This window comes from Arthrobacter gandavensis, from assembly GCF_039528575.1.
GTDB classification, from domain to species: Bacteria; Actinomycetota; Actinomycetes; order Actinomycetales; family Micrococcaceae; genus Arthrobacter_B; species Arthrobacter_B citreus_B.
This window is the reverse complement of the sequence record NZ_BAAALV010000007.1, coordinates 288,024-306,962: the sequence shown is the minus strand read 5'-3', so window position 1 is coordinate 306,962 and position 18,939 is coordinate 288,024. Positions and strand designations below refer to the sequence as shown.

General features: G+C 66.6%; 19 protein-coding genes. 3 read left to right on the top strand and 16 right to left on the bottom strand.

What is annotated here, in order from left to right; genetic code table 11:
• Positions 1-6 precede the first annotated feature (6 nt).
• On the bottom strand, positions 7-1,824 hold the full coding sequence (locus tag ABFX29_RS14870; protein WP_246167565.1) for a glycoside hydrolase family 2 protein: 1,818 nt from the start codon (positions 1,822-1,824) through the stop codon (positions 7-9).
• Positions 1,808-2,587: a CPBP family intramembrane glutamic endopeptidase gene (locus ABFX29_RS14865; RefSeq protein ID WP_152228564.1), complete on the bottom strand. Its 780-nt coding sequence runs from the start codon at positions 2,585-2,587 to the stop codon at positions 1,808-1,810. The genes ABFX29_RS14870 and ABFX29_RS14865 overlap by 17 nt, the downstream gene beginning before the upstream one ends.
• 152 nt (positions 2,588-2,739) lie before the next feature.
• Between ABFX29_RS14865 and hutH the strand changes: the two genes are divergently transcribed.
• Together hutH and ABFX29_RS14855 are read left to right on the top strand one after the other, a co-directional pair.
• Positions 2,740-4,329 carry a histidine ammonia-lyase gene (gene hutH, locus ABFX29_RS14860; protein ID WP_246167567.1) on the top strand — a complete coding sequence of 530 codons (1,590 nt, stop codon included), beginning with the start codon at positions 2,740-2,742 and terminating at the stop codon, positions 4,327-4,329.
• Between the two features lie 9 nt (positions 4,330-4,338).
• Positions 4,339-4,656, top strand: a complete 318-nt coding sequence (locus tag ABFX29_RS14855) for an acylphosphatase (RefSeq protein ID WP_152228565.1) — start codon at positions 4,339-4,341, stop codon at positions 4,654-4,656.
• A 211-nt stretch (positions 4,657-4,867) separates the two neighbouring features.
• Here ABFX29_RS14855 and ABFX29_RS14850 read toward each other — a convergent pair whose 3' ends face one another.
• From ABFX29_RS14850 to ABFX29_RS14810, 9 genes are all read right to left on the bottom strand, one after another.
• On the bottom strand, positions 4,868-5,587 hold the full coding sequence (locus ABFX29_RS14850; RefSeq protein ID WP_170287769.1) for a hypothetical protein: 720 nt from the start codon (positions 5,585-5,587) through the stop codon (positions 4,868-4,870).
• Positions 5,588-5,751: 164 nt separating this feature from the next.
• On the bottom strand, positions 5,752-6,831 hold the full coding sequence (locus ABFX29_RS14845; protein WP_152228567.1) for an NAD(P)/FAD-dependent oxidoreductase: 1,080 nt from the start codon (positions 6,829-6,831) through the stop codon (positions 5,752-5,754).
• A complete protein-coding gene (locus ABFX29_RS14840) occupies positions 6,824-7,627 on the bottom strand; it encodes a protein phosphatase 2C domain-containing protein (RefSeq protein ID WP_152228568.1) in 804 nt (267 codons plus the stop codon). The genes ABFX29_RS14845 and ABFX29_RS14840 overlap by 8 nt, the downstream gene beginning before the upstream one ends.
• A 20-nt stretch (positions 7,628-7,647) precedes the next feature.
• On the bottom strand, positions 7,648-8,544 hold the full coding sequence (locus tag ABFX29_RS14835) for an aminoglycoside phosphotransferase family protein (RefSeq protein ID WP_152228569.1): 897 nt from the start codon (positions 8,542-8,544) through the stop codon (positions 7,648-7,650).
• 127 nt (positions 8,545-8,671) lie between these two features.
• Entirely contained in the window at positions 8,672-10,189 is a 1,518-nt protein-coding gene (gene gatB, locus ABFX29_RS14830; RefSeq protein WP_152228570.1) for an Asp-tRNA(Asn)/Glu-tRNA(Gln) amidotransferase subunit GatB, read from the bottom strand.
• Positions 10,189-11,691 (bottom strand): Asp-tRNA(Asn)/Glu-tRNA(Gln) amidotransferase subunit GatA, encoded by a 1,503-nt coding sequence (gatA, locus tag ABFX29_RS14825; protein ID WP_152228571.1) that lies wholly within the window; start codon positions 11,689-11,691, stop codon positions 10,189-10,191. Before gatA ends, gatB begins: the two co-directional genes overlap by 1 nt.
• Positions 11,692-11,699: 8 nt before the next feature.
• The gene (gatC, locus tag ABFX29_RS14820) at positions 11,700-11,996 is read right to left on the bottom strand and encodes an Asp-tRNA(Asn)/Glu-tRNA(Gln) amidotransferase subunit GatC (protein WP_091606413.1); all 297 of its coding nucleotides are present in this window, start codon (positions 11,994-11,996) and stop codon (positions 11,700-11,702) included.
• A 167-nt stretch (positions 11,997-12,163) separates the two neighbouring features.
• Positions 12,164-12,658: a GNAT family N-acetyltransferase gene (locus ABFX29_RS14815; RefSeq protein ID WP_152228572.1), complete on the bottom strand. Its 495-nt coding sequence runs from the start codon at positions 12,656-12,658 to the stop codon at positions 12,164-12,166.
• A gap of 133 nt (positions 12,659-12,791) precedes the next feature.
• On the bottom strand, positions 12,792-13,238 hold the full coding sequence (locus tag ABFX29_RS14810) for a TraR/DksA family transcriptional regulator (RefSeq protein WP_152228573.1): 447 nt from the start codon (positions 13,236-13,238) through the stop codon (positions 12,792-12,794).
• 351 nt (positions 13,239-13,589) lie between these two features.
• On the opposite strand from ABFX29_RS14810, the gene ABFX29_RS14805 reads away from it, so the two are divergent.
• Complete coding sequence (locus tag ABFX29_RS14805; RefSeq protein ID WP_152228574.1) at positions 13,590-13,841, top strand: hypothetical protein; 252 nt, start codon at positions 13,590-13,592, stop codon at positions 13,839-13,841.
• A 39-nt stretch (positions 13,842-13,880) separates the two neighbouring features.
• On the opposite strand, the gene ABFX29_RS14800 is transcribed toward ABFX29_RS14805, so the two are convergent.
• The 5 genes from ABFX29_RS14800 to ABFX29_RS14780 are packed head-to-tail and all read right to left on the bottom strand — an operon-like array spanning position 13,881 to position 18,921.
• On the bottom strand, positions 13,881-14,549 hold the full coding sequence (locus tag ABFX29_RS14800) for an ABC transporter ATP-binding protein (RefSeq protein ID WP_152228575.1): 669 nt from the start codon (positions 14,547-14,549) through the stop codon (positions 13,881-13,883).
• The gene (locus ABFX29_RS14795; protein ID WP_152228576.1) at positions 14,539-15,441 is read right to left on the bottom strand and encodes an ATP-binding cassette domain-containing protein; all 903 of its coding nucleotides are present in this window, start codon (positions 15,439-15,441) and stop codon (positions 14,539-14,541) included. Before ABFX29_RS14795 ends, ABFX29_RS14800 begins: the two co-directional genes overlap by 11 nt.
• Positions 15,438-16,304, bottom strand: coding sequence for an ABC transporter permease (locus ABFX29_RS14790; RefSeq protein ID WP_152228577.1), 867 nt, complete (start codon positions 16,302-16,304; stop codon positions 15,438-15,440). The genes ABFX29_RS14795 and ABFX29_RS14790 overlap by 4 nt, the downstream gene beginning before the upstream one ends.
• A complete protein-coding gene (locus ABFX29_RS14785) occupies positions 16,297-17,316 on the bottom strand; it encodes an ABC transporter permease (RefSeq protein WP_246167569.1) in 1,020 nt (339 codons plus the stop codon). Before ABFX29_RS14785 ends, ABFX29_RS14790 begins: the two co-directional genes overlap by 8 nt.
• Before the next feature lie 3 nt (positions 17,317-17,319).
• Complete coding sequence (locus tag ABFX29_RS14780) at positions 17,320-18,921, bottom strand: ABC transporter substrate-binding protein (protein ID WP_152228578.1); 1,602 nt, start codon at positions 18,919-18,921, stop codon at positions 17,320-17,322.
• Positions 18,922-18,939: the final 18 nt, after the last annotated feature.

The window sequence follows — 18,939 nt, the reverse complement described above, 5'->3', positions numbered from 1 at the left end:
GTCGGGCTACCCGCGAAAGGCACGGGCCAGCTCGGCGTTCACAGCGCGGACGACGGCGGGATCCACCTTGAGCACCCTGCGGTCGTAGGTGAGCAGGCCGTTGACCTCGTCCTCCACGTCAGTGAGCTGGGTGTAGACGGTCGCAGCAAGGCCTTCCCGCAGCGCAGGTTCGATCTGGGTCCGGTGCAGCGCGGTGTAAGCCTTCTCGAGTTCAGCCCGGCTGTGCAGGGTTTTACCGTAGCCAAAGACTTTGCTGTTCCAAGTGTGTCCTTCGAGGGGAAGGCTGAATCCGCCGTACTCGGAAAGGACGATGGCACGCGGATCACGCTGCCAGCGCCGGCGGATCCGGAACGGAACGGCGTACACGTGCAGGCTCTTGGCATCACCGACACCCTGGTCGTGCCAGCCGCTGGCATGGTCGATAGTCCGGGTAGCGTCCAGTTCCCGGAGCTCAGCGGCGACGTCGGCTGCGTCGAACTGGCCCCAGCCTTCATTGAACGGTACCCAGAGGGCGATGCTGGGGACACTCCGCAGCAGGTCGACGGTCTGCCGCACTTCGCGGCGGAAGGCTTCCCGCCCGGCTGCGTCGCTGCGGCCGAACTTCGCATAACGGCGGTCGCTGCGGCTCCCCCTGCCCGGCAGCGGCACAGGTTCGGGCGACCGCCCCTCCCCCATCCCGCCGTTGACCATGTCCTGCCAGACCAGCATGCCCAGCCGGTCGCAGTGGTGGTACCAGCGCAGCGGCTCAATCTTGATGTGTTTGCGCAGCATGGTGAAACCCAGGTCCTTGGCGGTCTGGATGTCGAACGCCATCGCCTCGTCCGACGGCGGCGTGTACAGTCCGTCCGGCCAGTAACCCTGATCCAGCAGCCCGGCGTGCAGGTACGGTTCGCCGTTGAGCAGCAGGCGCCTGTGTCCGGCGGAATCGGTTCCGGTGCCGAAAGTCCGCAGTCCGAAGTAGCTCCGCACTTCGTCCGCCCCCAGGCGCACCCGGACGTCGTAGAGGAACGGATCCTCGGGACTCCACTGCCTCGGATCAGGCAGGGACAGCCGGAACGGTTCCCCGGGCGTAAAAGCAGCCGCTGCCACTTCGGCCCCGTCAGCGAATACTGCCACCTCGGCCCGCTGCCCCGGCCCGGCCGCCACACCGTCGGCGGACACGGTGATTTCGACGCCGTCCAGCGAGTCCAGCGGCGTCAGCACCACATCGCGGATCCAGGTTTCAGGGACCCGTTCCAGCCAGACCGTTTGCCAGATGCCTGACTGTGCCGTGTACCAGATGCCTCCGCGTTCCAGCTTCTGCTTGCCGCGGGATGCCCCGGTCGTATCACTGGCGTCCAGCACCCGCACCACAATCTCGTGCTCCACGGAACGGGCCGCAGAACCCGAATCCGTATCCAGCAGCGAGGTGATGTCCAGGGTGAAGGGAAGGTAGCCGCCGTCGTGTTCCCCGGCCGGCCGGCCGTTGACCTGGACTGTGCAGGACTGGTCAACGGCTCCGAAATGCAGCAGCACGCGGCCGTCCGTTTCCTCGGGCACCGTGAACGTACGCCGATACCAGAGGGCCTGGTCCGGCTGCAGCTGGCGTTCGACGCCGGAGAGCGGCGCCTCGGGCGAGAAAGGCACCAGGATCCGGCCGTCCCAGGATGTTGGCCGATCGGTTTGGCCTGCAGAGGTGATGGCGAAGTCCCAGTGTCCGTTGAGGTTTTGCCAGTTTCCGCGCACCAGCTGGGGCCGCGGGTATTCGGGCAGGACGTTCTGCGGGTCCAGGGCTTCGCCCCAGGGTGTCAGCAGTGCCATCGAGGCGTCAGTCTCCAATTCCAATGGCGGATCCGAACAGGGCAAACCCCACGAACCCGGCGATGTCCACGAGCGCGTGGGCAATGACCAGCGGCATTACCCGCTTGGTTTTCCAGTAGGCATACCCGAACAGCAGGCCCATCAGGAAGTTCCCGATTCCGGGGCCGATGCCCTGGTACAGGTGATAGCTGGCCCGGATGAGCGCGCTGGTGATGATCATGGCCGGCACCGACCACCCCAGCGCGCGCAGCCGGGTGAACAGGTATCCAACCACAATGACCTCTTCAAGGACCGCATGCCGCAGCGCGGACAACACCAGGACCGGAAGGGTCCACCAATACGTGTCCAGGGCCGCCGGGACAATGGCGGTGGTGATGCCCATTGCCCGTCCGGCGGCGTAAACACCAAGTGTCCCGACACCGATGACGGCCGCGAGTGCGAAGCCGAGCCCAAAGTCCAGCAGCGGCCGGGAGAAGGTGAAGCCGATCCGCCGGAACGCCGAGCGGCCCGGTTCGGTCAGCAAAAACAGGGCCAGCGCCACAGGGACCAGCGAGAAGAAGATGCCCAGCAGCTGGTAGACGAGGTCAAAGAGCGGGCTGTCATCCAGTACCGGGTTGAGCGTGGTGGTCTGTCCCTGCAGCGGCCCCTGTGTCATCTTGTCCAACAGGCGCACGACGGCGTACACGCCCGACTGCCCCAGGGACAGTCCCAGCACGATCAGGATTTCGACTGTGAGCCTGCGCCGCGTCCCGGCATCGGGCACGGAGTCAGCAGAGGCGGAGGGCATGTGCCTATTGTGCCTGATCGGGTTCCCGGCCCGCTGGCCCCGCACTTGCGGTTAACCGCCGAGTGCATTTCACTGGTTGAAATGCCAATACCACTGTGCGGCATTTCACCGTACGGCGCTGAGCGTCGACAGCGAACAGACAGGATGACGTCTTGGTTCTTATTTCTCAGGATTCCGCTCCGGGGACAGCCCTCACCGTGAATGTTGGTACGGGCCCCCTGGAGCCTGACGCCATTCTGGCTGTGGCCCGGAGGGGCGCCAGGGTGGCGCTGACTGCCGGATCCGTGACGGCGATGCAGTCCTCACGTGCCGTCATCGAATCGCTGGCCGCTGATTCCAAGCCCCACTACGGCGTCTCCACCGGGTTCGGCGCGCTGGCTACGAAACAGATACCTTCCAGCCAGCGGACAGTACTGCAGCGCTCGCTCGTGCGCAGCCACGCGGCGTCGTCCGGTCGCGAGGTCGACCGGGAGGTGGTCCGTGCCCTGATGCTCAACCGCCTTTCCACCCTCGCCACCGGAAGGACCGGGGTTCGCCCGGCCGTGGCCCGGGCATACGCAGCCCTGCTCAACGCCGGCATCACTCCCGTGATCGGCGAGTACGGTTCGCTCGGCTGCTCCGGTGACCTGGCGCCGCTGTCCCACTGCGCACTGGCCCTGATGGGTGAGGGCAGGGTGCGCGACGCCGATGGAAGGGAAATGGACGCGTCCGCGGCGCTGGCGGCGGCTGGGCTGGAACCCCTGGAGCTGCAGGAGAAAGAGGGCCTGGCGCTCATCAACGGCACGGACGGGATGCTGGGAATGCTCACCCTGGCAATCGCGGACCTGCACCGGCTGCTGACGATAGCGGACATTGCAGCGGCCATGAGCGTTGAGGGCCTGCTGGGGACCGACGCCGTGTTCGCCGCCGATTTGCAGGCCCTCCGTCCGCAGCCGGGACAGGCCGAGTCCGCGGAGAATATCCGGACCGTCCTGCGCGGATCGGTGCTGTTGGAGGAACAGAAAACCGGTGAGTTTACCCGGGTCCAGGACGCATACTCCCTGCGCTGCGCTCCACAGGTGCACGGTGCGGCACGGTCAACCCTGGGACACGCTGAGCATGTGGCAGCGTGCGAGCGGGCGTCCGCCGTGGATAACCCGGTAGTGACCCCCGACGGCCGGGTCGAGTCCAACGGAAACTTCCACGGCGCTCCAGTGGGCTACGTTCTGGATTTCCTGGCCATCGCAGTCGCAGACGTCGCCTCCATGAGCGAGCGGCGCACCGACCGCTTCCTGGACCGCAACCGCAGCCACGGGCTCAACGCTTTCCTTGCGGATGACCCCGGCGTGGATTCCGGACACATGATTGCCCAGTACACCCAGGCCGGAATTGTCTCAGAGCTCAAGCGGCTGGCCGTACCTGCGTCGGTGGATTCAATTCCTTCCTCGGCAATGCAGGAAGACCACGTTTCCATGGGATGGGCCGCAGGCTTGAAGCTGCGCACGGCCCTCGACGGGCTGTCCCGGGTACTTGCGGTGGAAATACTGACCTCGGCGCGGGCCCTGGATATGCGCGACGGCGGCTTGGCCACCGCCCGAAGCGCACCGGTCTCCACGGCGGTCCGCGCGGCAGTCCGGTCAGTCGCAGAGGGGCCTGGACCGGACCGGTATTTAGCGCCCGAGATTGAGGCTGTTTACCGGCTGGTCAACGACGGTTCCCTGGTTGCTGCCGCCAACAGTGTGCTGGATGCTCCGCTGCACTAGGCTGCAGGCATGAATTCGCCAGACACTCCTCCGGGTTCCGCCGGTGCTTCCGGGGACAAGGTCCGCCTCACGGCAATAGTCCGCGGAATGGTTCAGGGTGTTGGCTTCCGCTACCGGGTCCTCCGGCAGGCACTGAAGCTGAAGCTGACCGGGACCGTGGTCAACCAGCCGGACGGGTCGGTGGTCATTACTGCGGAGGGGCTTCCGTCGGCACTCGACGGACTCATTGAATGGGTTCGTTCGCCATCGGCACCGGGCGTCGTTGAAAACGTCGAAGAACACCACTCGCCCGCTACCGGTGAGTTCAACAGCTTCGACGCCGGATAGCGGTCCGGCAGGCGGAAACGGCCCCGGACATGAAGAACGCCGGCAGACTGTGGGGTTGGTTGGGGGGAACAACCCTAGTCTGCCGGCGCCGGATAGTTCACTACGCTATCCATTCATCACTCGCACCCTTATGAGGTACTAACTACGTTAGGACAGGGGTCTGGAAAGCTCCTGTCAGCAAGCTGGCAACTTCCTGAGAGTGGCTGCAGACCTACGCGGCGCGCTTCAGGTCCTGGGCACCCGTGGGCCTGCCAGCGCCCTGGGTGCCGGCCTGGGCGGGACGGGGCTTGCTGCCCTTCTTCTTTTTCGCCGATGCTTTTTTGTTCACCACGGACTTGCCGGCGGACGGGTTCTTCACGGCCGGGGTTTTCGCAGCGGCCGGCGTCGCACCAGGTGTGCCGGAGGCAGCCTTCGGCGAGACAGCCGCGCTGGCAGATAATCCATCGGCAGCGGCAGGGAACACCGGCGCTGCGGCATCCTCCTGGCGGCTCAGCAGGTCGCGTGCGAATACCGCCTCTGCACCAGGTTCACGGAAAACCGGCGCAGCAGCCGCCTGCTGGGAACCAGCGGACCACGGCGATGCCGCCGGACGGGTGCCCGGACGTGCCGGGGTCAACGCCGCACGGATTTCCTCGGCTGCAAAACGGGTGGCATCGATAAACGCGGCCGCAGCTGCGTCTTCCGGCGCATGTTCAACCCGGCGGACAGCAGAGCGCTTCACCAGCCGGTACGCGGCGGAAACCACCACTAGGATGGCAACACCCGTCCCGTACATCAGGGCCAGGGACAGCGCCAGGGAAGTTGTCCCGCCAGAGAAGGAGCCGTACCCCGCCACCGCCAGGACAAGCCACACAACGCTCACCGCTGTAATGACAGAACGGGCTTTGACGTAGAAGGGACGCTGCTGCACGCCGGCTAGCTGCGGCGGCATGATTTCTGGCACTGACGAGACCTCTCAAAAGCACAAACAGCAGGACTGGAATAGGAAATTGGCCGGAGCCGGCCTGCCCTTCAACTGTAGGTTTCCCAGGCCCTGCCTTTGACCATTCCCGCGCTGTTTCACCGATTCGTTACATGCCGGGGATGAGAGATTGGTCACAGTCCCGCACGGGCGGGTGAAAGCGCCTCGGAGACGTCCAGAAACGGGTGCCTGCCAAGCAGCTGGGCGGCAGCGAGTTCGGCTATGCCTGAGGAGGTTTGGAACCCGTATCCACCCTGCCCAGCCAACCAGAAAAAGCCGGGAACGGCGTCGTCGAACCCCACCACGGGCACTCCGTCCGCTGCCTGGGTGCGCAGCCCCGTCCAGGCGCGGACAGAGCGTCCCAGCTCCAGGCTGGTCAGGGAGTTGACCAGGGCGACCAGCTCCGCCACGTCCTCGGGCCTGTGCCGGGCGTCCTCCGGCGGACTCGGAACCGCTTCCGACGGGGAGACCAGCACACCCTCAAGGTCTGGGCGGTAGTAGAAGTTATCCAGCGCGCCGGCGACCATCGGCCCGTCCGCTGCCGGCGGGTTGCCGGCCTCCACGATCGCGGCAGTTCGCCGGTAGGGCTGGAGCCCGCGCGGCCGGGCGCCGAACAGGCCGGCGACGGAGTCGGCCCAGGCGCCGGCCGCGTTGACGACTGCAGCCGCACTGAAGCTCTCCTCGCCTGCAGAGACCAGCCACTCACCTTCCCTGCCGCGTCTGACGGCATCCATCCTCCGGCCAGTCAGGATACGGCCGCCGCCGGCCTCAATCCGTGCCCGGTGCCAGTCCATCAGGATGTCCGTATTACACGAGACGGACGTTGTATCGAGCCCTGCGGCTTCGAAGTTCCCGGCCGCCAGTTCCGGCGCCAGGCCCATGGCCTGGGCGACGGTGATCGGGTGCATGTGTCCGCTCGCCCGGTCCCGGACATCCTCCTCGCGGCCCACGAGCATAAAGGACCGGGGCCGCAGAATTGGCTCGGGCAGGCCGGCCTCCAGTTCCCGGATGAGCGCCAGGGTGCGAACGGTGAGGTCCTGGACTACGGGCGGGCCGTAGCTGGGGATGAGCTGCCGGGCGGAGCGGGAGGAGGTGTGGTATCCGAGTTCGTTCTCGGCTTCCAGGAGCACGACTCCGGTTTCCCCGGCCAGGCGCGAGGCGAGGGAGAGCCCGGCGATACCACCGCCGATAATGAGCACGGGAATCTCAGGCACCGGGCACCACCGTCAGGATCGTCGCATCGTCCGCTTTTTCACCGATAGCCGCCTGCCGGCGGCGAAGCTCGAGCAGCAGCTGCTGCGCGCCGACGGGTGTTGATGCCGCCCTCAGGAAACTGCAGGGGCTGTCCACCAGCCCAAGGTCAACTGCACGCCAGGCTCCGTCGGATGCCAGCACCACGCGCTTCGGGGCGGGCAGGCGGGCCAGATGGGCGTGCTGTACCGCTTCCGGTTCCCGCCGGGCCACCCAAAGGCGTCCCGGCGTATTGCGCAGCTCCCGGTCCCGGCGCAGCAGCTCCCGCGCCTGGTCGGGGTCGGCCGGGTGTTCGCGGTGGACACGAAGGTCCGCAGGTTCGCTCGTCACATGCACAACGGATCCATCCTCCAGTTCCACTGCCGCGTGGCAGTCAGCCAATACCATCACGTCGACGCCGCCGTCTGTGAGCTGCGCGAGGGCCAGCGCAGCGCTCGGGAAGCGGGTATGTTCATTCCCGGCCCGCTCCTCCCCCACCCGGTCCATGCGGCGTAGAGCCTCAGCCAGCATGCCGCCTGCTTCGGAACCTGAAGCAGCATCCGGGCCGGGCTTCGCCTTGGCGCTCTCGGCCAGCAGCAGATCCAGTGTCCGGGCATACCAGGACGGATTGGACGCTCCGGGCAGGTCCAGTTCCGGCAGCAGCGAGGTGGCCCCGTCAATCACCCAGGCACTGGCGGCTGCGTAGCCGCAGCTGTCCTCGGTGACGTGCCCGTCCCCTTCTGTCTGTACGCGGACGGAGTGACTCCAGGAAGTGGGCATAGCTCATTCTGGCACGCGTCCTACAGCCAGGAGAGGTCGTCGGTCAGGATCTCCATGAGAGTCTCCGAGCCCACGAGGTAGAGTCCGGGATGGCGCTGCGCCCCCGCCAGCAGGTTTGAAGCCATGCACAGCGCCCAGCCGCGCGCCCGCAGCCAGACGGCCGGATCGGCGTCGTACCGGGCGCCCAGCGCGCTCCGGAACGCGTGCCGCCCGGCTGGGTCGAACACCAGCCAGGCTGCCGCGAGGTCTGCGGCCGGGTCTCCGGCGGTGAGGTCGCCGAAATCGATGACAGCCTGGAGGCCCCCGTTTCCGGCAATCAGGTTGGCCGGGTGCAAATCCCCGTGCAGCCAGAGCGGCTCCGAGTTCCAGCCGGGCAGCTCCAGTGCCTCCGCCCAGAGCTCAGCGACCCGGGCCGCATGCGGCACCATTCCCGAGTGGAGCCGTTCCTGCACGGCCGCATCCCGGGATGCCAGCGGACCGCCCACCGCGGGGTTGCGCGGATAGTCCGGCGGCGCGGGTGTATGGAAGGCATTGAGGAACCCTGCCAGCGGCGTTGCCAGCGAAACGTTTCGGTCCCGCGGCTGCAGGGACACGTCGAGTCCGTCATACCAGGTGCTGATGCTCCAGGGGTACGGATAGGGCTCCTGGGGAATCCCGCAGTAGACGGGCGCAGAAGTAGCCGTAGCCAGCCCGTCCGTAAGCACCGGCAGCCACTGCTGTTCCTTGGCCATCAGTACGGCGGCGTCATCCCGCCGGGGAAGGCGGACGGCGTATTCGCTGCCCAGCCGGAAAACATGGTTGACCCAGCCATCGCCCACGGGAGCAAGCGGTTGGTCCGCCAGCTGCGGCTGCTGGGCCTGCAGCAGGCCGCGGACCAGCTCGGCATCCACCCTGAGCCGGGACGGCACGCTAGCCATGCCAGCACCCTACCCCGGCCGCGGGCGTCCGGGCAGGGCGGTAAACGCCGAAAGGCCCCGGAGCCGGCGCATCAGGTCGATTGACCGTCAGCGCCGGTTCCGGGGCCGGTGCGGGTGTGCCGCGGTGCTAGGCGGAGACGCCCAGGCGTTCCAGGATCAGCTCGCGCACGCGGCCGGCGTCGGCCTGTCCGCGGGTTGCCTTCATAACGCCGCCGACGATCGCACCGACGGCCTGGATCTTGCCGCCGCGGATCTTGTCCGCAACGTCCGGGGCTGCTGCCAAGGCTGCATCGATGGCTTCGAGCAGGGCTCCGTCATCGGACACCACGGCCAAGCCGCGCTTCTCGATGACTTCCTCCGGAGTGCCTTCGCCGGCGAGGACGCCGTCGAGGACCTGGCGGGCCAGCTTGTCGTTGATCTTGCCCGCCTGGACCAGGCGGTCCAGCTCAACGATCAGCTCCGGTGTGACGCCGGTATCCACCGGATCAACTTCGGCTTCCTTGGCACGGCGGGCAACCTCGCCCATCCACCACTTGCGGGCAACCTGGGCGGAGGCACCGGCTGCGATGGTCTCCTCAATGGCTTCCATCACGCCGGCGTTGACGACGTCGCGGAATTCCGCGTCGGAATAGCCCCAGTCTGCCTTCAGGCGCTTGCGGCGCTCGGCCGGCGGCTCGGGCAGCCGGGAACGCAGTTCCTCGATCCACTCCGTGGTGGTGACTACGGGCAGCAGGTCGGGTTCCGGGAAGTACCGGTAGTCATCGGCGTCGGACTTGGGCCGGCCGGAGGTGGTGGACCGGGTGTCCTCGTGCCAGTGACGGGTCTCCTGGACGATCTTCTCGCCGGAGTCCAGCACGGCGGCATGCCGCTGGATCTCGAACCGGACGGCGCGTTCGACGGCGCGCAGCGAGTTCACGTTCTTGGTTTCCGAACGCGTGCCGAACTTTTCCTGGCCGTGCGGGCGCAGGGATACGTTGGCGTCGCAGCGGACGTTGCCGCGCTCCATCTTCGCGTCGGAGACCCCGAGGTTCTTCACGATTTCCCGAATGGCGGCCACGTAGGCCTTGGCGAGTTCGGGTGCGCGGGAACCGGCGCCCTCGATCGGCTTGGTGACGATTTCCACCAGCGGAACACCGGCCCGGTTGTAGTCCACCAGGGAGAAGTCGGCGCCCTGGATGCGGCCGGCAGCGCCGCCCATGTGGGTGAGCTTTCCGGCGTCCTCTTCCATGTGCGCGCGTTCGATCTCGACGCGGAACACGGTGCCGTCCTCCAGCTCAACGTCCAGCCAGCCGTCGTACGCGATGGGGTCTTCGTACTGGGAGGTCTGGAAGTTCTTGGGGGTGTCCGGGTAGAAGTACTGCTTCCGGGCAAAGGTGCAGGATTCGGCGATCTTGCAGTTCAGCGCCAGGCCGATCAGGATCGAGTACTCCACAGCCTTTTTGTTGACCACCGGCAGCACGCCGGGCAGGCCAAGGTCCACGGGGGTGACGTTGGTGTTGGGTACGTCGCCGAACTCGTTCGGTGCGTCGGAGAACATCTTGGTCTTGGTGTTGAGCTCCACGTGGACCTCGAACCCCAGCACCGGGTCATACTTCTCCATGGCCTCTTCGAAGGGAAGGGTTTCTTCCTGGGTGTGCACGGACATTACTTTCCTCCTCCGAGTACGGGTGCCGAGGCCAGCAGCGGGCCGCCCCACTTTTGCTCCAGCAGGCCTTCAAGTGCCGCGCCGGCACGGTAGAGGCGAACATCTTCACGGGCCGGAGCCAGGAACTGGATGCCAACCGGCAGCCCGTCGGCCAGGCCGCCGGGGATGGAGATGCCGGGAACGCCGGCCATGTTGGCCGGAATGGTGGCGACGTCGTTCAGGTACATGGCCAGCGGATCATCCAGCTTTTCGCCGAGCTTGAACGCGGTGTTCGGCGAGGTCGGGGAAATCAGCACGTCAGCCTGCGCAAACGCGGCGTTGAAGTCGCGCTGGATCAGGGTGCGGACCTTCTGGGCCGAGCCGTAGTAAGCGTCGTAGTAGCCGGCCGAGAGGGCATAGGTGCCCAGGATGATGCGGCGCTTGACCTCGTCCCCGAAACCGGCGGCGCGGGTGGCACCCATAACGCGCTCAATGGTGAGCGGCGGGTCGGCGGGCAGGCGGCGCATGCCGTAACGGACGCCGTCGTACTTCGCCAGGTTGGAGGAGGCCTCCGAGGGCATGATCAGGTAGTAGGCGCCCAGCGCGTACTTGAAGTTGGGGCAGGAGACCTCAACGATTTCCGCTCCCGCGTCCTTGAGCAGTTCCAGCGACTCGTCAAAGCGGGCCTGCACGCCGGGCTGGTAGCCCTCGCCCTGCAGTTCCTTGATGACGCCGATGCGCATGCCCGCGACGCTGCCGTTGCGGGCTGCCTCAGCCAGGTTGCCCACAGGGTCGCTCAGCGAGGTGGAGTCGCGCGGATCGTGTCCGCCGATGACTTCCTGCAGCAGCGCGGCGTCCAGCACGGTCCGGGACACCGGGCCGATCTGGTCCAGCGAGGAGGCCATGGCGATCGCACCGTAGCGTGAGACGCCGCCGTAGGTGGGCTTCACGCCAACGGAACCGGTGACGGATGCGGGCTGGCGGATTGAACCGCCGGTGTCCGTACCGAGGGCCAGCGGTGCTTCGAAAGCGGCAACGGCCGCAGCCGAGCCGCCGCCGGAGCCGCCGGGGATGCGGTCCAGATCCCAGGGATTGCGGGTGGGGCCGTAGGCGGAGTGCTCGGTGGAGGAACCCATGGCGAATTCGTCCAGGTTGGTCTTGCCGAGCATCGGCATGCGGGCGGCACGGATCCGGGAGATCACGGTGGCGTCGTAGGGGCTCATCCAGCCTTCGAGCATCTTGGACCCGGCAGTGGTGGGCTGGCCCACCGTCACAATGAGGTCCTTGATGGCGATGGGCACGCCGGCCAGGGTGTGCAGTTCTTCACCGGAGGCACGGGCCTTGTCCACACCGGCGGCAACTTCGAGCGCCTCATCAGTGTTGACGTGCAGGAACGCGTTAATGTCCCCGTCGACGTCGGCGATACGGTCCAGGTGCGCCTGGGTGACCTCGACGGCGGAAACCTCGCGGGAGGCCAGTTTCTCCGCCAGGACGGCAGCGGGAGAGGTAATCAGTTCACTCATGGAAGTCTTTACTCCTCATCCAGGATGGCAGGGACCTTGAAGCGGCCTTCGGCGTTGTCCGGCGCGCCGGACAGGGCCTGCTCATTGGTCAGCGTCTGCCCCACGACGTCCTCGCGGAACACATTCGCCAGCGGGATCGGGTGGGAGGTGGCCGGGATGTCCTCGCCGGCAACTTCGCTTACGGATTTGATCGAATCCACGATGACGTCAAGCTCGCCGGCCATTTTGTCCAGCTCGTCATCGGTCATCTCAATGTGGGCCAGCCGCGCCAGATGCGCCACAGCCTCACGATTGATCTCAGACATGAGTCTCCCATGCGTCTTATGCAGTATTTTCGGCCTTTACGCCGGTATCCGTACCAGTCTACGGCGTTTGGGCCTTCGGTTCGGGTGGCCGGGACATACAGGGCGCGGCTGCTTCACGCAGCGCGGAAACCCAGCGTCCGACGCCGGAGGGTGTGTTCCGCCTGCGCTCAGAGTTCCAGCCGGAAGACCCACAGAACGTAGTCTTCGCCGGGAACGGTCCAGTCGCGTTCCGGCACTCGCTCAAAGCCCAGGGACAGGTACATGCTGTGCGCCCCGAGCATGCTGGTCATGCTGGTCAGGGAAACAGCGTGGATTCCCTCGAGGCTGCGGGCGTGCTCCACGATGGCGTTGACGAGGACTCGTCCCACTCCCCCGCGCTGCAGGGCGGGATCCACCGCCAGCATGCGGAACTCGAGTTCACCTTCGACGGCGATGTCCGTGTAGGGCTGGCCGGCGAACGTCACGGCCGCGGAGCCTGCTACCACGCCGTCCTTCTCCGCTACCCACAGTTCGGCATGCTGGTCGCGGTGTTCGACGTTCTCAAGTTCCTGGACGTAGGGATTGTCGGCGTCAATGAACCCGGCCTTGAGGTACGCCTCACGGGTAATCCGGCGGATGTCTTCATAGTCAGCCGGTGTTGCCCGCCGGACGGTGATGCTCATTGGTGTTACGAATCCTTACGTGGGGGTTGATTTCCACGGTTGATTCTATCCGCGCACCCGCCTGTTCAGGCGCCGGTGGTGACGGCGCCCACAACGGCTTCGGGTGGACCGGTTCGCAGGTCCCGGGCGCGGGTCAGCGCCGGCGGGCGGCGGCTGCGCAGGCAACGCAGAAGCGTGCTTCCGGACGGATCTCCAGCCGCGCCTCGGGGATGGGCTCTCCGCAGCGTTCGCAGACTCCGTAGGCGCCGTCGTCGAGCCTCACCCGGGCGTCCAGGAGTTCCACGAGCGAAGCTTCGAGGGCCGCAAGCATTGAAACCTCATTGGCCCGTTCAACCGTGACGGTGGTGCCCTCGGGGTCGTGCTCGTCATCCGCAGGCGTGTCCTTTGCCGCCGCAGTCACTTCCCGAATATCTGCGAGCACCGTGTCGATTTTCGCGCGGGCTGAATCTATGTGCTCGTCGAGAATGGCAGCGAAGCGGGCGGTATCCAGGTCTTTGGGCGTTTGGGGCTTCGGTTCCTGGACACGTGCTGTGACGGCTGGTGCCAGCTTGCGCGATGCCGCTGTGACTTTACGGGGCATGGTGCGTCCTTCCGGGTCCATGGATCTCGCTCAGTTCCGGCTGCTCGAACAGTTCCGGCCGTTCGATCAGTTCCACCAATTATCCGCGCGGAAGCTTCTTTTACCCGCCCCCGCAGGCCCCGCTTTCCTCAGGGCTTAAACCTTTCTGCCACGTCCGTAATACACGTGCCCAGAGTGGCTGGAGAGCATCAAAGCTCAAGATTGCCTCAAGCCAGGCGCAGGAAAGACGAAATTCTCGGTCCCAGCGAAAATCAGGTAGCCGGGACCGGCCCGTTTCACACATGTGTTAGCTAGTCTCACTTCACCGTTCCTGATTGGTCTCGTAACGGAGTTCTAGCACTGGGGGTAGACATGAAGCAGGAAATCCGGCTCGCTCCGGGCATGATCGTCAGCTGCCAAAAAGGCATCAGCTCCGTGAAGCTGCGGGTCATGGGAGCTTCACGCTGCGACGGCTGCAGCAAGATGGGCGTCATAGTCCAGGTCATGGAAGACGCCGTGGTGGACAACTTCCACTACTGGAAAGGCCACGTGATTGTGATGGACCGGGACAAGATCACGGTGGATTCAAAAACCGCCGTGCCGTCCTGGACCGGCGCTTACTAAGCCTGCCACTGCGGCCCGCGGGGCGGGATGCCCCGAGGCTCATCGTTCTCCGGGAGCAGCAGACAGCTCCGCCAGGCTGGTGACGGAGGTGCACCACGCATCAAGGAGCGGCCGGTCATGGCTCAGGGCCAGGACCCCCATGCCGCGGGACTCAACCTCGCTGCTGATGACGCGAACCAGCGACGCAGTGGTGGCGGCGTCCAGCATCGCCGTCGCTTCGTCGCAGATCAGATAACCGGGCGCTGCCGCGAGTGACCTTGCCAGGCACGCCCGCTGGAGCTGCCCATCGGAGACTTCGCGGGGGTATCTGTCCAAGAGGTCCGGGGTCAGCTGCACCTGCGCGGCTAGCTGCTCGACGAGGTGCGCCCTCCCGCCCCGGCTTGTTCGCCGTGCCCCTTCCGCGATGATCTGCCGCAGCGTCAGCCTGGGACTGCAGGAGGCCCGCGGAGACTGGAAGAGCATCGCGATGCCGCAGCCGTGTCCTTTCTGTTTCCAGGGCCGCTGCACGGGTTGCCCGTTGCACGTCACCGTTCCCTCCCCCGCCGGCAGGAGGCCTGCCAGAATACGGGCCAGCGTGGTCTTGCCGCTGCCGGAGGGCCCCGTGAGGCCGACCTGCCCTCCGGCCGGGACACTGATGGTGACGTTGCGCAGGACAGCTGTGCCGCCGTAGCTGAATCCGGCGTCCACCGCGCTCAGTTCAGCGGGCATAGCCGGCCTCCGTTGCCGCCGCGAGCCGCTCGGCGTAGCTGTACTCCGGGGGAAGGTCCGTCAGCTCCGGGGAGGTGCCGGGCATCGCCTGAAGTCCGTTGGCGGGCAGGGCTGCGAGCAGATCCCGTGAGTACGGATGGGACGGAAGCTCCAGGACTCCGGACGCCGGGCCGGTCTCCACGATGCGCCCGGCATACATAACCGAGACTTCGTCCGCAGTGCCTGAATCGGCCAGGCGCTGCAGATCGTGGGTAATGAGGACGACGGCGGCGCCGGCGTCGGCGACGCGGCGCAGCAGCCCCAGCGTCAGCTGTGCCAGGTCAGGGTCCAGGCCGGAAACCGGTTCGTCGGCCAGCAGGACGTCCGGACCGCCGGCCAGGGCAAAGGCGATGGCTGCCCGCTGCAGCATGCCGCCGCTGAGCTCGTGTGGAAACGCGTCCAGCGCCTGCGTCTCCAGGTTCACCTGCGCCAGCAGATCCTGCGGGTTCCTGGCTCCGCCCAGTTCGCGGACCGTTTCCCCAAGCTGGGATCCCACGGTCCGCACGGGTGTCAGGTAGGTGGCCGGAGACTGGGGAACATAGCCGATGACCCGCCCGCGCAGTTTGGCCGCACGGGCGGCTCCGTCCCGCCCCGCAGTCAGCGGGGTCCGGGTGCCGGAGGCATCCACGTAGTCCAGCCTGCCCCCGGCCACCGTGCCGGCCGGGAGCATACCGAGGATGGCTGAGGCGAAGGTGGTCTTCCCGCAGCCGGATTCACCAACAAGGGCATGCACCCGGCCCCGGTGCGCGCTGAAGGCCACGTCGGTGGCTGCGTGGACCCAGGCTGCACCCCGCCGCGTGCGGCTGGGTATGCGTACGGTGTGCCCCTCGGCGCGGATCGCGATGCTGTTCATTGTCTTCCTTCCGTCCGGGAGAGGATGCCGTTCCCGCAGGCGGCCACAGCCAGGGTGGTAACCAGCAGGAGCAGCGCCGGGAAAACCAGGGCCCACCAGCCGCCGAGCATCACTTCCGACTGCGCTTCCTTCAGAAGCGTTCCCAGGGATGCCTGGTCCGGAGACAGGCCCAGCCCCAGGAAAGAGAGCGTGGACTCGTGCCAGATGGCGTGCGGGAGCAGCATGACAGTGGCCACTACCCCCTGTGCCAGCGTCCCGGGAAGGAAATGCCGCCGCAGTACCTCTCGCCGGGTCGAGCCAAGGAGGTAGGCAGCCTCCACGTATTCCCGGCTGCGCAGGGACAGGACCTCGGCGCGGACAATCCTCGCGACCTGCGTCCAGTGCGTGAGCGCAATGGACGCGATGATGGCTGTCACGGAGCCGCGGAACATCGCAACAATGACCACCCCCAGCAGCAGGTGGGGCACAGCGTTGATGCCATCGACCACCCGCATGACGATTCGGTCCGTCCGGCCGCCGAGCGCCGCCGACACGGCCCCTATCAGCATCCCGAGTCCCATCGAGGCAAGCGCACAGAGAACAGCGATGAGCAGTGAGACACGCAGCCCGGAGGCAAGCCGGATGAAGAGGTCACGGCCCGCGTGGTCGGTTCCGAAGGGGTGGGCGGCCGACGGCGGCAGCCGGGCGGAGCTGAAGTCGGTCAGCTTTTCGTCCGTGCCGGCAAGCATCGGAACAAAGACGGCGTAGGACGCAATCAGCACCAGGACAGCCACACCCAGGATCGTGCCGGCTGCACGGAGTCCCCGCCTCCGGACGGCGGGGCCGGTGAGACGGAGATCTGCAGCTTCCACGGTGCTAGACATCGGCGGACACCCTCGGATCAATCCAGACATACAGCAGGTCTGCGATCAGCGAACCGGCGAGCACTGCTGCGGTTGTCAGCACCGTCAAGGCCGCCAGCAGCGCGAAGTCCAGGGCCTGCGCCGAGGAAACCACCGCTGCCGCCAGTCCCGGCCAGGAGAACACCGTCTCCACCAGCACCGCCCCCACGATGACTTCCGGCAGCCGGGTGCCGAGGACGGCGATGAACGGAGCGAGGGCGGCAGGCATGACGTGCCGGCGGACGACGGTCCTTTCGGACAGTCCGCGCAGCAGGGCTCCGCGCACGGCGTCGGATGCGAGCGCCTCCCTGGTGGAAGCCCGCAGGGAAAGTGCCAGCCAGGGAAGCTGTGAAAGCGCCGTAGCCGTAACGGGGAGGATCATATGGCGCAGCACCTGCCCGGCAGTTGGCTCCGTGCCCGGATCGCTCAGCCCTCCCCCGGGCAGGAGCCCCAGGGCCAGGGCGAAAACCATAAGCAGCCCCAGCGAGATCACGAACGGCGGCAGCCCCTGGAGCAGGGTTGCCGCCGCTGCCGTGATCCGATCCAGGAGACCGCCCGGGCGGCGGGCGCACCGGGCAGCCAGCAGCAGCGAACCGACGGCTGCCAGGAGCAGGCCGGTTCCCGCGACCAGCAGCGTCCAGGGCAGCCGTTCAGAAATCACGGACGCCACCGGCTGGCGGAACACACGGGAGTAGCCAAGGTCTCCTGACAGCGCGGATGTCACCCAGTGCCACCAGGCCTGGATCCACGAGGTGCCCAGCCCGAGGGATTCGGACAGCACCTCGCGCTGTTCCGCGGAGGTCTGTGCAAAGCGGTCTCCCAGGTACGCGGCAAGCGGATCGAAGGGCGAGATGCTGGCGAGCAGGAAAACGAGGAGGGAGACGCCCACGGCCACCGGCATGCCCAGGCCCAGACGCCTCAGGACGATCACCCGCGTCTGGCGCAGGCGCCTGCGCCGTCGCGCCGGCCGGGACGCGGCTTCGATGCCCGGCACGGGTTAGTCCCGCGTCCAGTGGCGGAGACTCCACCAGAAGCCCCAGCCGACGTCGTGGGCGTGTGGTTCAAGCACGGTCTGGACGTTGTTCCAGCCCTGGTCTTCCTGCACGTAGTTGTGGTCGATGAAGGCCAGCATCACGTAGCCGGGGTCCTGGATGTACAGGTCCTGGACGGCCAAATAGTGCTTCGTGCGTTCGTCCGCGTCCAGGCTGCTGCGCGCGGCCTCAAGGTGGGTGTCCATTTCCGGGCTTCCGGTGCCGCCGGGATTGGCAAAGGGCGAGCCGCCCTCAAGCGGGCTGTGGAGGGTTTCGAAGAGCTGTGTGTCCAGGTCATACGGCTTGTCGCCGCCGCCGAGCAGGATGCCCACTTCTCCGCGCCGCTCCTCGATGACGTTCCAGTCCGTGCCGAGAAGTGTGACGTCCACACCGAGTTCGGACATGTTCGAGGCAAACGCGAGCGCGAGGTCCCGCCGCAGTGTGTCAGTGGCGTTGTAGGCAACCTCAAACCCGGCGCGCTCTCCGTCCCTGGTCCGGATGCCGTCTTCGCCGCGCAGCCAGCCTGCATCGTCCAGCAGCTGACCGGCTGCCTCGGGATCGTAATCGAACACCGCGTCCGGGTCGAAGGCTTCCCCGTAAATGTCAGCCACCGGAGTATGGGCGGGTTTGCCGCGCCCGCCCAGGACATGGTCAACCATGCCCTGGCGGTCAGCAGCCATGTTCATGGCCATAACTGCGGCCGGGTCAGTGGCAAAGGCACTGTCCGCCGGCAGCGACAGCCCGCGCCAGTCGGCCGTCTTGACGGCCTCGTAAATGTATCCGGACTTGCCCTCATACTGTGCTGCCAGCAGCGGCGGCAGGACCGTACCGTTGATTTCCCCGGTCTGGAGCCGCTGGGCCCGCGAATTGTCATCCGGGACGTGGATGATGGTGACGGTTTCAACTTCTGGAGCGCCGTTCCAGTGATCTTCATTGGCCGTAAGGACCGCTTCGCCCGGGCGGAGCGACGTGAGCCTGTACGGTCCGGTTCCCACTGGATCCGTGTTGAGGGTGGACTCTGCCGCCAGTCCCGGAGTCAGCCGTTCGGACGGTGCAATCCCCAGCAGGAGCCGGCTGGGGAAGCCCGCATAGGGGTATTTCAGGGTGAAGGTGACCGTGCCGTCCTCAGAGGCTTCGACATCCTGGAGCATGTCATAGGACGTTGCCAGTTCGGATGCCGACGCCGGATCTACGACGGCGCGGTAGGTCGCCGCGACGTCCCCGGCGTCCAGGTCCGTGCCGTCGGTGAACTTCACCCCGGGGCGGAGGTGGACTGTCCACTGGGTTCCTTCGGCGTTACTCTCCGGCATGCCTTCCGCGAGCCACGGCGCCAGCTCCGGAAGCGCCGAAGACCCGTCCTGAGGAGACAGGCGCAGCAGTCCGTCGTAGATCTGTGACTGACCGCTGTCTCCGTGACCGCCAACCGGGTTGAACTGTCCGGGTTCGTTTGCATCCGCCAGGATGATTCCGGTGGTCTCCCCCGGTGAGCCGCTGCAGCCGGCCACAACTCCGCAGACCAGTATGGTGCCGGCCGCCAAGGTCCTGCTCTGATGCTTTCCTGCTGGCATAGGGAAACCCCTCAACGT

Coding starts and splice junctions, on each gene's coding strand:
- ABFX29_RS14865 (WP_152228564.1), bottom strand. CDS start 2,587: ATGCCCTCCGCCTCTGCTGACTCCGTGCCCGATGCCGGGACGCGGCGC.
- ABFX29_RS14855 (WP_152228565.1), top strand. CDS start 4,339: ATGAATTCGCCAGACACTCCTCCGGGTTCCGCCGGTGCTTCCGGGGAC.
- ABFX29_RS14850 (WP_170287769.1), bottom strand. CDS start 5,587: ATGCCGCCGCAGCTAGCCGGCGTGCAGCAGCGTCCCTTCTACGTCAAA.
- ABFX29_RS14840 (WP_152228568.1), bottom strand. CDS start 7,627: ATGCCCACTTCCTGGAGTCACTCCGTCCGCGTACAGACAGAAGGGGAC.
- ABFX29_RS14835 (WP_152228569.1), bottom strand. CDS start 8,544: ATGGCTAGCGTGCCGTCCCGGCTCAGGGTGGATGCCGAGCTGGTCCGC.
- gatB (WP_152228570.1), bottom strand. CDS start 10,189: ATGTCCGTGCACACCCAGGAAGAAACCCTTCCCTTCGAAGAGGCCATG.
- gatA (WP_152228571.1), bottom strand. CDS start 11,691: ATGAGTGAACTGATTACCTCTCCCGCTGCCGTCCTGGCGGAGAAACTG.
- gatC (WP_091606413.1), bottom strand. CDS start 11,996: ATGTCTGAGATCAATCGTGAGGCTGTGGCGCATCTGGCGCGGCTGGCC.
- ABFX29_RS14815 (WP_152228572.1), bottom strand. CDS start 12,658: ATGAGCATCACCGTCCGGCGGGCAACACCGGCTGACTATGAAGACATC.
- ABFX29_RS14810 (WP_152228573.1), bottom strand. CDS start 13,238: ATGCCCCGTAAAGTCACAGCGGCATCGCGCAAGCTGGCACCAGCCGTC.
- ABFX29_RS14805 (WP_152228574.1), top strand. CDS start 13,590: ATGAAGCAGGAAATCCGGCTCGCTCCGGGCATGATCGTCAGCTGCCAA.
- ABFX29_RS14800 (WP_152228575.1), bottom strand. CDS start 14,549: ATGCCCGCTGAACTGAGCGCGGTGGACGCCGGATTCAGCTACGGCGGC.
- ABFX29_RS14795 (WP_152228576.1), bottom strand. CDS start 15,441: ATGAACAGCATCGCGATCCGCGCCGAGGGGCACACCGTACGCATACCC.
- ABFX29_RS14790 (WP_152228577.1), bottom strand. CDS start 16,304: ATGTCTAGCACCGTGGAAGCTGCAGATCTCCGTCTCACCGGCCCCGCC.
- ABFX29_RS14780 (WP_152228578.1), bottom strand. CDS start 18,921: ATGCCAGCAGGAAAGCATCAGAGCAGGACCTTGGCGGCCGGCACCATA.